Origin of the sequence: Amycolatopsis sp. CA-126428 (assembly GCF_002904335.1) — a bacterium.
Taxonomy (GTDB): Bacteria; Actinomycetota; Actinomycetes; order Mycobacteriales; family Pseudonocardiaceae; genus Amycolatopsis.
Genome location: NZ_PPHF01000001.1, coordinates 100,315 through 114,118, shown reverse-complemented (window position 1 = coordinate 114,118; position 13,804 = coordinate 100,315). Strand labels below are relative to the sequence as shown.

Genomic DNA, 13,804 nt, shown 5'->3' with positions numbered 1-13,804 from the left:
GAACAGCACTCGATCGGCTAGCACGGCCTGTCCAAGGTCTAGCCGTGCGTGGACCGGCTACGACTTTGGTCGGTGTTGCCCGGCGTCGTGCGCGAGCAGCGCGATCTGCACCCGGTTGTTCAGCCCGAGCTTGCCGAGCAGGCGCGTGACGTGCGCCTTCACCGTCGGCAGGCTCATGTAGAGCTCCTTGGCGATCGCGGCGTTGGTCTTTCCCTCCCCGATGGCGTACGCGACCTGACGTTCGCGATGGGACAGTCCGTCCAGCGCCGCCGACGCCATCCGCTGCCGGGCGGATTCCGCCGTCTCGGTCTCGTCGGTGACGTGGTTGATGAGCTGCCGGATGACGCTCGGCGAAAGGATCGGGTCGCCGGCCGCGACCCGCCGGATGGCGGCCACGATCTCCGCCGGCGGGGTGTGCTTGAGCAGGAAGCCGCCGGCGCCGGCCCGCAACGCGCGGAGCACGTGGTCGTCGCTGTCCAGTGTGGTCAGCACGATGACCTCGATCCCGGGCTTGTCCGCGCGGAGCCGCTCGGTGGCGACGAGACCGTTCGTCCCGGGCATGCGGATGTCCATCAGGACCACGTCGGGCGCGGTCTCGGCGACGGCGCCGGGCACCTCGCCGCCGTCGGCCGCCTCGCCGACGATCTCCAGGTCGGCGACGCCGCCGAGCATCGTCCGCAACCCGCTGCGGACCAGGGGGTCGTCGTCGACGATCAGCACCCGGACCGGCGGGTTCTGCGGCTGGCTCATGACGGCCAGGGTAGCCAAGCCCGGATGCGGAACTCCCCGGCCATGGTGCGGCCGTGCTCGAAGCGCCCACCGGCGAGGCTGGTCCGTTCACGCAGCCCGGTCAGCCCCACCCCCGAGCCCGGCAGCGGCCCCGAATTCGTCGGCCGGGCGCCGGACCCGCTCAGCGCGTTGCGCATGGAGATCTCCACCCCCTGCTCCGGCGACCCGTGGATCGCCAGGTGCACGACGGCGCCCGGCGCGTGCTTGCGCGCGTTCGTCAGGCCCTCCTGGACGATGCGGTAGGTGGTCCGGCCCAGCAGCGCCGGAACGCCGTCGAGCCCGGTGACCGCGTCGTCGAACTCGACCTCGGTGCCGACCGCGCGCGCCTCCTCGACCAGCACCGGCACGTCGGCCATGGTCGGCTGCGGGCCTTCCTCTTCCGGTTCCGCCTGCCGCAGCACGTGGATGACGCCCTGGAGGTCGACCAGCGCCTGGTACGCGCTGGACCGGATGACTCCGGCCGCCTGGCTGATCTCCTCCGGCGGCGCGTCCGGCCGGAACTCCAGCGCGCCCGCGTGCATGCTCAGCAGCGAGAGCCGGTGCGCCAGCACGTCGTGCATCTCCCGGGCGATGCGTTCCCGCTCGCGCAGCCTGCCCTGGCTGACGCGCAGTTCCTGTTCCGCCTCGGCCCGCTCCGCGCGTTCCGCCAGCGACACCACGAGCTGCCGCCGCGCCCGGACGCCCATCCCCCACAACACGGCGAGCACGCTGAGCGTCGCCGCGATGCCGACGGCCATCCAGTACACGAGCGGCGTGTCCGGCTCCAGGCGGTAGATCCGGAACTGCACGAGCGGGGACAGCACGCCCAGCACGAGCAACGGGATCACGGTGGCCGTCTTGCGGTGCACGGCGACGGTGAACAGCGCGATCGCGCTCGCCCCCGACGCGTGCACGAACCAGACCGACAGCACCATGAGCACGAGCGCCAGCTGCACCGGCCACCGCCGCCGGAACCACAGCGAGAGGCAGGCGGCGATCGAGACGGCCAAGCTGAGCGGCAACGAGATCGAGGGGACCACGTCCGGGTCCCGCACCCACAGCGACAGCAGGCCCATGATCAAGGCGCACAGCACGCACAGCCCGTCGGTCAGCCAGTCGCGCAGCGAGCGGCGCGCCCGGCCGCCGCCGGGGTGCGCGGTCGCCTCGAGTGTCGCCGGGAGCATCGCCGGGTACTCCGGTCCGCGCCCGGCGGCCCGTTCCGCGCTCACCGGCGTGCGGGTTCGGGTTCGGGGGCCTGCCCAGCGGCCACGAAGGGCGCCAGCAGCCCGGGGACGGCCTCGCCCGCGAACGCCACGCCGTCCGGAAGCCGGACGTCACGCACCTGGTACGCACCGCCCTTGCCCGCCGCGGTCACGGCGCTGACGGTGACCAGCCCGGACAGGCGCTGGCCCGGGGAGCGCGAGATCCGCCACCCGATCACGCCGTCGCGGCGCAGGGCCACGGTGTGCCGCCGCAGCGTCCCGTACCGGGTGACCAGGTAGTCGCCGGAGACGTCGTGGCCGAGGGCCCGGTAGGCGTCGACACCGAGCAGGACCCCGAGCACGACGCCGGCGGCCGCGACGATCCCCACGCTGGGCAGCACGGCCGGGGCGAAGGTCCAGCCGAGCACCGCGAGCACGGCGGCCGGCACGAGCGCGGCCAGGACCGCGCGAAGCAGCCGGCGCCGCAGCGCGGCGGGCGGGTGCGGCCGCAGCCGCGTGGCCGCCGTCGGCGACGGCGACTGTTCCGCGATCGCCGCCGCGATCCGGTCGGCTTCCCCGCGCGGCACGGCGGGGGTGACCACCTGCATGCCCGTGTAGTCGTCGTCCGAGGCGCCGAGGCCGGTCGCGAGCACCTCGACCCGGCCGGCCCCGAACAGCCGCAGCGGCAACGGTTGCGTCACCTCGACCCCGCGGACGCGCCGCCGGTCGATCGCGATCTGCCGGGTCGTGAGGAGACCGCGGCGAACCCGGTAGGTGTAGCGCCCCTCGATCTCGAAGCGGTAGCGCCACCACTGCTCGCAGAACAGCAGCAGGCTGCTCAGCGCGCTGAGGACGGCGAAGACGGCCCCGAAGGAAAGGATCACCTGGACGGGCGAAGCCTCCTGGAAGAACCGGGCCAGCCACCGGAAAACCCCGTCGAGGCTCAGGCCGAACCAGTCCGCCACCCGGGTCGCGAGCGCGACGAGCCCGACGATCGCGAGCCCGCCCCACATGGTGAGCGGCGCGTAGCGGATCCACGACCACCGCAGCGCGGCGATCGTGCCGTCCTCGGCCGGGTCATCCTCCGCCGCCGTACCGGCGCCCGCGAGCAGTTCCGCCTGCAGGGCGAGCGCGTCCCGCTTCGACAGCGCCGACAGCGTGACTTCGTGGTCCTTGCCCTGCGGCCCGCTGCCGGTGCCGATGCGCACGATGACGAGCGCGAACAGCTGCTGCGCGGGCCCGGCGGTCAGGTCGACCCGGCGCACGCGGTCGCGCCGGATCGAGCGGTGCCGGCGCAGCACCAAGCCCTTGCGCAGCTCGAACACCTCGCCGGTCACCCGGAAGTGGGTGGTGAGCAGCTGAACGACCTCGTACACCGTGACCGCGGCGAAGGCGACGCTGACCATCCCGAGCTTGTACAGCGACGCGACCTCGAGCTCGCCGCCGGTCCACAACGCGTACGCGCCCAGCGAGGCGGCCGGCGGCACGAGCCATTTCAGGTGGACGCCGAGCGTCCGGAGGCTCAGCCGCCGCCAGCCGGCGCCGGCGTCGGCCGGGCGTTCTGGCATCCCGTCACGCCCCTCCCCAGTGATCACTGGGCTCGACGATAGCAAACCGGCCGATCTCGCTGTAACCGCCGGAACACGCACGGGAATCGCCGAGCGGGAAGGAAAGCGACGCGAAAGACTAGGGGTTTCGCCCCGGTCCCGGGCCCAGGGTTGCCGGTGGGCCCGGCAGCACAGGAAAGTCCGGGACATTCCTCGTACCCCGACCGCAGGAGAGTGACGTCCGTGGCCGACACCCCGGAGGCGCAGCCGTGGATCCGGCGCTACCACCCGATCCCCGACGTGCCGGTCAACCTGGTCTGCCTGCCCTACGCCGGCGGCTCGGCGAGCTACTTCTTCCCGGTCTCCCGTGCACTCGCGCCGCGGGTCGGCGTGCTCGCCGTGCAGTACCCCGGACGCCAGGACCGCAGGCGCGAGCCGAGCGTGTCGAGCATCGGTGAGCTCGCCGACGCGGTGACCGCCAACTTGCTGCCCCACACGGATGTGCCGCTGGCGATCTTCGGCCACAGCATGGGCGCGACGCTGGGCTTCGAGGTCGCGCTTCGGCTGGAGAGCGCGGGTGTCGCCCCGCTGGCCCTGTTCGCCTCGGGTCGCCGGGCGCCGTCCTGCCACCGGGACGAGCGGTACCACCTGCTCGGCGACGCCGAGTTCGTCGCCGAGATCAAGTCGCTCAGCGGCACGAACGCGCACCTGCTCGACGACGAGGAACTGCTGGCGACGGCACTGCCCGCCCTGCGCAGCGACTACCGGGCCGCGGAGACGTACCGCTACGAGCCGGGACCGCCGCTGCACTGCCCGATCCACGCGCTGGTCGGCGAATCGGACCCGAAGGCGACCGTGGCGGAGGCCCGAGCCTGGGCCGGCCACACGACGGCGGACTTCACCCTGCACACCTACCCCGGTGGGCACTTCTACCTCGACGAGCACGCGCCGCGCGTCCTGGACGTGATCTCGCGGACGCTGACCGCACGCCCGCGGGATCTTTCGAATACCGCGAAATAGCCACAGGTCGTCTTGACGGCGCGAACGCCTGACCATCGGCGGCCTCGGTCAAGACCGTTGCCACCTAGGCACGCGACCGGGCACTGGGCTTCAATGGGACGCGCCGAGCGCGGGAGTACCCGGCCCGGCATCCGGAGCACCATGCCATCCCTTAGGGATACCAGCGCTGGTGCGGCAAAACAGACACCCCCAGCTGGATTGCCGCGCCAGCGCGCTTCTCCGGCGCCGAAGCGTCCTATGTGGACATTCATGACCCCCTCGACGATCCGCGAACCGCACCCTCGACGACTGTGACCCACGCCACTGACTGACCAGCTGACCGATCTGGTCAGTATGGTTGAGTCATGGACGACAACACCACACGCCGGGTACTGGTCGTAGGAATGGGCGTCAGCGGGATCGCCACCGCGGCGCGGTTGCGGGCCGCGGGCTGGACGCCCGTGCTGGTCGAACGCGCGCCGGGGCGTCGCTCCGGCGGCTACTTCGTCGCCCTGTTCGGGGCGGGCAAGGCGGCGGCCACCCGCCTGGGCCTCGGTGCGCACCTGCACGACCGCGGCAGCCCGCAGCCGCCGGTGAACCTCGACCGGAGCGGGCGCCACCGGCCGGGCGCGGGCTTCGGCGACCTGCCCGGCAAGCCGTGGCTGATGTTGCGCGGCGACGCCGAACAGGCCGCCTTCGAGGTCCTGCCCGGCGACGTCGAGATCCGCTACTCCACCGTGCCCACCGCGATCGAGCAGGACGCCACCGGGGTCGACGTCACCCTGCGGAACACCGTGACCGGCACCGAGGTCACCGAGCGGTTCGACCTCGTGGTCGGCGCCGACGGGCTGCGCTCGACCGTGCGGTCACTGGTGTTCGGCCCCCACGATGACCACCTGCGCCGGCTCGGCTACATCGTCGTGGCCTTCGAATACGACGGCACCCCGGCCGGCCTCGCCCCCGGGCAGGGCGCGACGCTGCTCGAGCCCGGCCGGTCGATGTGGGTCTTCGCCTTCACCGACCACAACCCCACGATCATGCTGACCTACCGCACCGGCGACGTCGACGCCGAGTTCACCGCCACGCCCGCCCAGCGCGTCCGCGCCGCCTTCGGCCCGCAACCACTGGGTAGCACGCTCGGCGACGTCATCGACCACCTGGAGTCGGCCGGCAACGTCCTCTTCGACTCCGTCGAGCAGGTGCGGATGCCGCGGTGGCACCGCGGGCGTGTCGTCCTGGTCGGCGACTCCGCCTGGTGCGTCACGCTCTACGCGGGCATGGGCGTCTCGTCCGGGCTGACCGGCGCCGACCTGCTCGGCACCATGCTCGAGCGCCACGACGACGTCGAAACCGCCCTCACCGAATGGGAACGCGCCCTGCGCCCCTACATCGACCACTACCAGGACAGCGCGTTCAGCGACCGCAAGATCTTCATGGCCGACAGCCGGCCGGAGGTCGTGTTCCGCCGGGTGCTCCCGAAACTGGCCAAGACCCGGCTCGGCGGGCGCCTGCTCGAACGCGTGCTGCGCGTGGAGGACATCGAGAAGTTCAAGAATGCCGATATCGTCGGCGGGGTACTCGACGCCACCCCACCCGGAAGGACCAGCGTTGCCGGACCTGCCTGAACACAGCTCGCCCAAGGCGGCGCGCATCCTCGCCGCCGCGGGTGAACTGCTGCTCGCCCGCGGCAGCAAGGGCGTCACCATCTCCGACGTCGCCACCCGCGCCCACATCGGCAAGGGCACCGTCTACCTCTACTGGAAGACGAAGGAAGATCTCCTGCTCGGCCTGATCAGCCGCGACTTCATCGGCCTCGCGGACGCCGTCACCGAAGCGGTCACCGCCGACTCCGACCTCGCCCGGCCGTCCCGGCTCATCCCCCGCATGCTGACCACCGCGGCCCGGCACCCGTTCGTCGACGCCCTGCGCCGCGGCGACGACGGCCTCCTCGGCGCGCTCACCGAAGACCCGCGTGCGGCGAAACTCCTGGAAACCCTGAGCCCGGACGCGATGATGTCCGGCGTGCTGCCGATCTGGCGCCGGCACGCGCTCGCCCGGACCGACTGGCCACTGGCCGAGCAGGCGCTGGCCCTCCACGCCCTGCTCACCGGGTTCATGGCGGCCCCCGTACCGAGCCGGTTCCGGCCGGAGCCCGTGGTCCCGGAACAGGTCCTCGCCAAGTCGGTCACCGCGTTGCTCGGCCCGGAGCGCGCGACCCCGGCGCAGGTCCGGGCCACCGCCGCCGAAGGCAGCCAAGCCCTCGCCGAGGCGCGGGAGACGGCGCTCGAGCTGATCTCCGCGCCGGTCTCCGCCGGCTGAACACGCTCTCCCGCCGCCGGCACCGGAAATTTTCACCGCGCGCCGCACCAGGTCAGCGCGCCGAATCGGCGACGACCGCCCATCGGCCGATTGACGACCGGGCCGCGGCCGGTAGCGTATGGGAGCGCTCCCACAAGCCGGCGGCAGGAGTTTCCTCATGGGTGCTCGACGACGACACCACCTCAGGTCCGGAACGGCGAGCGGCTGCGTGCTGGCCGCGGTGCTGACCGCCCAGGCCATCGCCGCACCGCCGGCGTCCGCCGCCGAGCTCAGCCTGTCGGTGGACGTGTCCGCCGCCCGGCACCCGATCAGCCCCGGCATCTACGGCCTCAACGGCGGCGATCCGGCGTTCAACGCCGAAATCGGCCAGACGGTCGCGCGCTGGGGCGGCAACGCCTCCAGCCGCTACAACTTCAAGAACCACACCTACAACACCGGCAGCGACTGGTACTTCGAAAACATCGTCGCCGACCAGGAACACACCGTCGAAGGCATGGTCGGGGCCAACCTCGGCCGCGGCATCAAGCCGGTCGTCACCGTGCCCCTCAGCGGGTGGGTGGCCAAGGACTCGCCGTCGTCCCACCCGTTCGCCTGCGGGTTCCCGGCGACCCGGTTCCCGCAGCAGGACAGCTTCGACCAGTGGGACCCCAACTGCGGCAACGGTCAGCTCGGCCAGCAGAACCTGACCGGCGTTCCCACCGACACCTCGGTCCCGGCGGACGCGGCGTTCGACGGCGAGATGGTGTCGCACCTGGTGGACCGGTTCGGCACGGCGGACCGGGGTGGCGTGCCGATCTACGAACTCGACAACGAGCCGGTGCTCTGGTCCAGCACGCACCGGGACGTGCACCCCCAGCCGGTCTCGGACGACGAACTGGGCGGCAAGGGCACCGCGGCCGCCGCGGCGATCAAGGCCGCCGATCCCAGCGCGGCGGTGCTCGGTCCGTCCGGCTGGGGCTACTGCGAGTGGGTCGCGTCCGGAGTGGACGGTTGCGGACCGGGTGCCGATTCGGCCGCGCACGGCGGGCTCAACCTGTCCCAGTGGTACCTGAAGAACATGAAGGACTACAGCGACGCCCACGGCGGCAAGCGTTACCTCGACTACTTCGACCAGCACTTCTACCCGCAGATCAGCGGCGACAAGACACCTGAGGCCAATGCGCTGCGGCTGCGGTCCATCCGGTCGCTGTGGGACCCGACCTACGTCGAAGAGTCCTGGATCGGCCCGGGCGGCGTCAACGCGCCGCCGCTGCAGTTCATCCGCACGATGAAGTCGTGGGTCGCCCAGTACAACCCCGGGACGAAGACCGCCATCACCGAGTACAACTGGGGCGCGCTGGACGACATCAACGGCGCGCTGGCGGAGGCCGACATCCTGGGCGTCTTCGGCCGGGAGGGCCTCGACCTCGCCACGATGTGGGGCGAGCCCAAGCCGACCGACCCGGGCGCGTACGCGTTCCGGATGTACCGCAACTACGACGGCGCGGGCAGCCGGTTCGGTGACGTCAGCGTGTCGGCGACCGCCGCCGACCAGGGTCAGCTGGCGGTGTACGCGGCCCAGCGGTCCGCCGACCAGGCGCTGACCGTGATGGTCGTCAACAAGACCGGCGGCGACCTCACCGCGCCGCTGTCGGTGGCCGGGTTCGACAACGCCGGTGCGGCACAACGGTTCACCTACAGCCCGGCCGACCTGGGCGCCATCGTGCGCGGCGCCGACCTCCCGGCGACCAACGGCCGGGTCGACGCGACCTACCCGGCGAACTCCATCACGCTGCTGGTCCTGCCGCCGGCCGGGTGCACCGCGAGCCTCCAGGTCAACGGCGGCTGGGGCACCGGCCACGTCGCGACGGTGACGGTCACCAACGACCGCCGCACGCCGATCACCGGCTGGCGAGTCGGCTGGACCTGGCCCGGCGACCAGCAGGTCACCAACTCGTGGAACACCACCCTCAAGCAGAACGGCGCGAGCGTGGTGGCCGGCGACGCCGGGTGGAACGGCCCGATCGGCCCGGGCGGCAGCACGACCTTCGGGTTCCAGGCGAGCGGGACAGCACCCCCACCGAGACTCACCTGCACACCCGCCTGAGAACACCCGACCCTCAACGCGCCCTACGGCAGCGTGCGGGCAAGCGCCCGGCCCGCCGCACGGCCGGAAAAGATGCAACCGCCGAGGAACGTGCCTTCCAGCGCGTTGTAGCCGTGCACCCCACCGCCGCCGAAGCCGGCGACCTCGCCGGCGGCGTACAAGCCGGGGAACGGGGAGCCGTCGGCGCGCATGGCCTGGGAATCCAGGTTCGTCTGGATCCCGCCCAGCGTCTTGCGCGTCAGGATGTTGAGGCGGACCGCGATCAGCGGACCGTGCTCCGGGTCGAGGAGCCGGTGCGGCTTGGCCACGCGCGCCAGCCGGTCACCCAGGGTCCGGCGGGCGTTGGCGATCGCCATGAGCTGCAGGTCCTTCGAGAACCGGTTGCCGACCTGGCCGTCGCGGGCGGCGATCTGCCGTTCGATCGCCGCGACCTCCAGGGCCGGGCCACGGGCGATCTTGTTCATGCCCGCGACGAGCTCGCCGAGGGTGTCGGCGACGACGAAGTCCACGCCCCGGTTCTTGAAGGCGTCGACCGGTCCCGGCGCGCCCTTGCCACCGCGGCCGACCAGTGTGCGGCGGAGGTCCTTGCCGGTGATGTCGGGGTTCTGCTCGGACCCGGACAGCACGAATTCGCGGTCGATGATCGTCTGGTTCAGCACGAACCACGAGTAGTCGTAGCCGGTCGACAGGATGGCCTTCATCGACTGGTTGGTGTCGAAGCCGGGGAAGTTCGGGGCGGGGAGCCGTTTCCCGGTGGCGTCGAACCACATCGACGACGGACCCGGGATGATCCGGATCGCGTGACCGGGCCAGATGGGGTCCCAGTTGTGCAGGCCTTCGGTGTAGTGCCACATCCGGTCGCGGTTGACCAGGCCGGCGCCGGCCTGCTCGCTGATCGCGAGCATGCGGCCGTCGACGTGGGCGGGCACGCCGGGAATCATCGTCTCCGGGCACGGGCCGAGGCGGGCAGCCGGCCAGTTGGCGCGGATCAGGTCGTGGTTGTGCCCGATCCCGCCCGAGGTGACGAGCACGGCCTTGGCCCGCAGTTCGAAGCCGCCCACGCCGGTCCGGGACGACGCCTGGCCGCGGTCCAGTTCCGACGGCTCCAGCACGGTGCCCCGCACCCCGGCCACGGCGCCGTCCTCGACGATCAGCTCGTCGACCTGGTGCCGGAACGCGAACCGCACCAGCCCGCGGCGTTCGGCCGCCAGCACCGGCTCGGCGAAGATCCGGACCACCTCGGGGCCGGTGCCCCAGGTCAGGTGGAACCGCGGAACCGAGTTGCCGTGGCCGTCCGCCGTGCCGCCCCCGCGCTCGGCCCAGCCGACCACGGGCGTGAACCGCAGGCCCAGGTCGTGCAGGTAGGGCCGCTTCTCGGTGGCGGCGAACCGGACGTAGGCCTGCGCCCACTGCCGGGCCCAGTGGTCCTCGTCGTCGCGGTCGAAGCCGGCGGAGTCCAGCCAGTCGCGCAGAGCCAGCTCGTAGGAGTCCTTGATGCCGTTGCGCCGCTGCTCCGGGCTGTCGACGAGGAACAGGCCGCCGAGCGACCAGAACGCCTGGCCGCCGAGGTTGGCGCGGTTTTCCTGCTCGACCACCAGCACCCGGCGTCCGGCCTTGGCGAGCTCGTGGGTCGCGACGAGGCCGGCAAGGCCGGCTCCCACCACGATGACGTCCGGTTCTCCGGTCATGATCAGTCCTTGCTTCCGGTGCTGTAGGCGGTGACGACGCGGGCGAACAGCTCGGCTCGGCGCTGCCACACCACGGGGTCGCCAGGTTCGGTGAAGCACTGGGCGGCGGTGCCGTCGTGCACGGCGATCAAGGCCTGCCCCAGCGCGTCCGGGTCGGGCACGGTCCGGCCGATGCGCTCGAGGAGGGCCAGCAGGAAGGGCAGGAACGACGCGGCGATCGCCCGCTCCCGGCCGGCGATCACCTCGCGCAGCCCGGGGGTGCGGAGGGCGTGCGCGGTGAACTCGGCGCTCACCCGGTACCACTCCTCGTCCATCGGCACGACCCGCAGGACCTGGTCGACGACGTCGTCCACATCGGTCACGGCCGGCACGCCGCCGGTCTCGAACACCTGCCGGGCCTCGGCGATCTGCGCGGTGGACCGCTGCTCCCACATGGCGAGGAACAGCTCGTCCAGTGACGCGAAGTTCGAGTAGAAGGCTCCCCGCGTGTAGCCGGCGTGGGCGCACACCTTGTCGACGGTCGCCCGGCCGAACCCGTCCCGGGCGAAGACCTCGAGGGCGGCATCCAGCAGCCGGCCCCGGGTTTCGGCGCGTCGCTTCGTCACCCGTGGCTCGCGGGCTCCCCGTCCTGCGGTCATCGCTCCTCCTGTTCGATACAATAATGCATCGGATACGTCCGCGTATGCAAGCCGGGCGACGCCGGAGTGACGCGGCGCACCCGCCGGCCCGACCTCTCCGGCGGGCTCCGGCGCGGGCCCGGGTGATCACTGAAAGCGTTTTCAGTGCAGACGACCCGCTTGGCCCACTCGGGGCGCCGCCGGCCGGTGCTACCGTCGCCTCACCGGAGATCCCGCTCCCGGTGGGAGCGCTCCCGGATCCGGTGTCCGGCACATTCTTGCCCGCAAGGAGGCGTGCAATGGGTTCGCACGGAAGCATTCCCCGCAAGAAAGCGCTTGCAGTGAGCGCCGCGCTCGTCACGATCACCGCGTTGGCACCGCCATCGGCCGCCGCGGCCACCACCCTCTACGTGGCACCGAACGGCAAGGACTCCGCCGCCGGTACGCAGGCGGATCCGACCACCTTGCCTTCGGCGCTCACGCGAATCGGTTCCGGTGGCACGATTTCGCTGCGCGGCGGGACTTACTCCTACGCCCAGACCGTCACCATCGCGCCGGGCAACAGCGGCACCTCGAGCGCACGCAAGACCCTCTCCGCCTACCCCGGCGAGACGCCCGTGCTGAACTTCTCGGCCATGACGGAAGACCCGGCCAACCGCGGGCTCGCCGTCAACGGCTCCTACTGGCGCGTCGCCGGCATCGTCGTCGAACGGGCCGGGGACAACGGGATCTTCGTCGGCGGGAGCAACAACGTCATCGAACGCGTCGTCACCCGCTTCAACCGCGATTCCGGGCTGCAGATCTCCCGGATCGCGTCGAGCACGCCGAAGGACCAGTGGCCGGCGAACAACCTCGTCGTCAGCTCGGAATCGCACGACAACGCCGACTCCGACGGCGAGGACGCCGACGGGTTCGCCGCGAAGCTCACCGCCGGCCCCGGCAACGTCTTCCGCTACGACGTCTCCCACCACAACATCGACGACGGCTGGGACCTCTACACCAAGACCGACACCGGCCCGATCGGCCCGGTGACCATCGAGGATTCCCTCGCCTACGCCAACGGCACCCTCAGCAACGGCACGGTCAACAAGAACGGCGACCGCAACGGCTACAAGCTCGGCGGCGACAAGATCGCGGTCAACCACATCGTCCGGCGCGACATCGCCTACCGCAACGGCCACCACGGGTTCACCTACAACAGCAACCCCGGCTCGATGTCCATTTCGGACAACGTCGGCATCGACAACGCCGAGCGCAACTTCTCCTTCGACACCGGCACTTCGGTGTTCCGCAACGATACTTCGTGCCGCTTCGCCGGCGGCGGTTCGAACGACAAGACGGTCGGCAACGTCGACAGCTCGGACCAGTTCTGGACCGGTAAAAACGGCTCCCGCTGTTCGGCGTACGCCGGAACGATGAAGTGGTCCTTCGCCTCCGACGGCCGCCTCGTGGTCACCTTCGGCTGAGCTCCGAGCGCAATCCGTGCGCGGGCCGGCCCGAGCCGGCCCACGCACGGCGTCGGTCACCAGGCCAAGTGCCGCCAACCTGTTGAAATGCTGTGAACCGGACAGAACTGGCACTCCCCGCACCGCCCGCGCGTTCACCGGGTAGTGGAAACGGAGGGACCATGGGTGCACTAGGGACACTGCTCGGGTTCGCGTTGAGCCTGTACCTGCTCGTGCTGATCGCGCGGATGGTGCTGGACTGGGTCGCGGTGGTGGCGAACACCCCGCCGTGGGCGCGGCGCGCCCGGGGCCTGGCCTACGCCGCGACCGAGCCGGTGATCGGGCCGGTGCGGCGGGTCGTGCGGCCGGTGCGGCTCGGCGGGTTGTCGCTCGATCTGGCCTTCACGCTCGTCTTCATCGGCGTGATCGTGCTGCGGAGCATCGTGTACGCCCTTTAGAGCGTGCCGCGGAAGCTCGCGGACAGCCGGTCGACGCCGCGCTCCAGCTCGGCGCGGAGCCCGCGCAGGTCGACGCCGTCGGGGTCGATCAGGGCCTGCATCGAGATCCCGCGCAGCTGGGCCAGCATCGCCGAAGCGTAGGAATCGGGGTCGCGGACGCCGGTGATGGACCCGTCCGCGACCCCGCTGGCCACGGTCTGCGCGATGGCGAACCGGAACCGGCGGTCGGCCTCCGTCAGCGCGCCGCGCAGGGCCGAGGACTCCGCCGCCGCGTCGCCCCACAGGGCGAGGAACGCTTGGTTGAGCGTCGGCATCGTGCGGATCAGCTCGAAGATGATGTCCAGCAGCGCGCGCAGCATGTCCATCGGCGTCGCGTTCGCCGACCCGGTGCGGGCCGCGACAGCCTCGCTGTAGACGTTGGTGAACTCCTCGACGGCGTGCTCGACGAGCCGTCGCCCGAGCCCGTCCTTGTCGCCGAAGTGCTGGAAGACGACCGACCGGGCGTAGCCGGAGCGGGCGCAGACGCCGCCGATCTTCAACCTGCCGAAGCCCTCTTCGGCGATCAGGTGAGCGGCGGCATCCAGGATGCGTGCCTCGACGGCTCCCTCGCCGTCCTCCTGGATCCGGCCTTCGGTGGCGCGGTCCACGCGGGTCATGTTAGCGACTGCAACCGCG

General features: G+C 71.5%; 12 protein-coding genes. 6 read left to right on the top strand and 6 right to left on the bottom strand.

Annotated features, from left to right (window positions below; translation table 11 throughout):
• Window positions 1-57: 57 nt before the first annotated feature.
• The 3 genes from C2L58_RS00520 to C2L58_RS00510 are packed head-to-tail and all read right to left on the bottom strand — an operon-like array spanning window position 58 to window position 3,538.
• Entirely contained in the window at window positions 58-750 is a 693-nt protein-coding gene (locus tag C2L58_RS00520; RefSeq protein ID WP_103334851.1) for a response regulator, read from the bottom strand.
• Window positions 747-1,997, bottom strand: a complete 1,251-nt coding sequence (locus C2L58_RS00515; RefSeq protein ID WP_233225492.1) for a sensor histidine kinase — start codon at window positions 1,995-1,997, stop codon at window positions 747-749. The genes C2L58_RS00520 and C2L58_RS00515 overlap by 4 nt, the downstream gene beginning before the upstream one ends.
• Window positions 1,994-3,538: a PH domain-containing protein gene (locus tag C2L58_RS00510; protein ID WP_158264064.1), complete on the bottom strand. Its 1,545-nt coding sequence runs from the start codon at window positions 3,536-3,538 to the stop codon at window positions 1,994-1,996. The genes C2L58_RS00515 and C2L58_RS00510 overlap by 4 nt, the downstream gene beginning before the upstream one ends.
• Window positions 3,539-3,760: 222 nt before the next feature.
• Here C2L58_RS00510 and C2L58_RS00505 point away from each other — a divergent pair, with 222 nt between their 5' ends.
• The 4 genes from C2L58_RS00505 (at window position 3,761) to C2L58_RS00490 (ending at window position 8,921) form a co-directional block, all read left to right on the top strand.
• Entirely contained in the window at window positions 3,761-4,537 is a 777-nt protein-coding gene (locus C2L58_RS00505; RefSeq protein ID WP_199191030.1) for a thioesterase II family protein, read from the top strand.
• Between the two features lie 344 nt (window positions 4,538-4,881).
• Complete coding sequence (locus tag C2L58_RS00500; RefSeq protein ID WP_233225491.1) at window positions 4,882-6,141, top strand: FAD-dependent monooxygenase; 1,260 nt, start codon at window positions 4,882-4,884, stop codon at window positions 6,139-6,141.
• Window positions 6,125-6,835, top strand: a complete 711-nt coding sequence (locus tag C2L58_RS00495) for a TetR/AcrR family transcriptional regulator (protein WP_103334844.1) — start codon at window positions 6,125-6,127, stop codon at window positions 6,833-6,835. The genes C2L58_RS00500 and C2L58_RS00495 overlap by 17 nt, the downstream gene beginning before the upstream one ends.
• A 157-nt stretch (window positions 6,836-6,992) precedes the next feature.
• Window positions 6,993-8,921 carry a glycoside hydrolase family 44 protein gene (locus tag C2L58_RS00490; RefSeq protein WP_233225490.1) on the top strand — a complete coding sequence of 643 codons (1,929 nt, stop codon included), beginning with the start codon at window positions 6,993-6,995 and terminating at the stop codon, window positions 8,919-8,921.
• A gap of 23 nt (window positions 8,922-8,944) precedes the next feature.
• Here C2L58_RS00490 and C2L58_RS00485 read toward each other — a convergent pair whose 3' ends face one another.
• Window positions 8,945-10,609: an FAD-binding dehydrogenase gene (locus C2L58_RS00485; protein ID WP_103334841.1), complete on the bottom strand. Its 1,665-nt coding sequence runs from the start codon at window positions 10,607-10,609 to the stop codon at window positions 8,945-8,947.
• Between the two features lie 2 nt (window positions 10,610-10,611).
• On the bottom strand, window positions 10,612-11,247 hold the full coding sequence (locus tag C2L58_RS00480; protein ID WP_103334839.1) for a TetR/AcrR family transcriptional regulator: 636 nt from the start codon (window positions 11,245-11,247) through the stop codon (window positions 10,612-10,614).
• Window positions 11,248-11,525: 278 nt separating this feature from the next.
• Here C2L58_RS00480 and C2L58_RS00475 point away from each other — a divergent pair, with 278 nt between their 5' ends.
• Together C2L58_RS00475 and C2L58_RS00470 are read left to right on the top strand one after the other, a co-directional pair.
• On the top strand, window positions 11,526-12,692 hold the full coding sequence (locus tag C2L58_RS00475) for a right-handed parallel beta-helix repeat-containing protein (protein WP_199191029.1): 1,167 nt from the start codon (window positions 11,526-11,528) through the stop codon (window positions 12,690-12,692).
• A 161-nt stretch (window positions 12,693-12,853) separates the two neighbouring features.
• Window positions 12,854-13,129, top strand: coding sequence for a YggT family protein (locus tag C2L58_RS00470; protein WP_103334836.1), 276 nt, complete (start codon window positions 12,854-12,856; stop codon window positions 13,127-13,129).
• On the opposite strand, the gene C2L58_RS00465 is transcribed toward C2L58_RS00470, so the two are convergent.
• Window positions 13,126-13,785, bottom strand: a complete 660-nt coding sequence (locus C2L58_RS00465; RefSeq protein WP_103334834.1) for a TetR/AcrR family transcriptional regulator — start codon at window positions 13,783-13,785, stop codon at window positions 13,126-13,128. The genes C2L58_RS00470 and C2L58_RS00465 overlap by 4 nt on opposite strands.
• Between the last annotated feature and the right edge of the window lie 19 nt (window positions 13,786-13,804).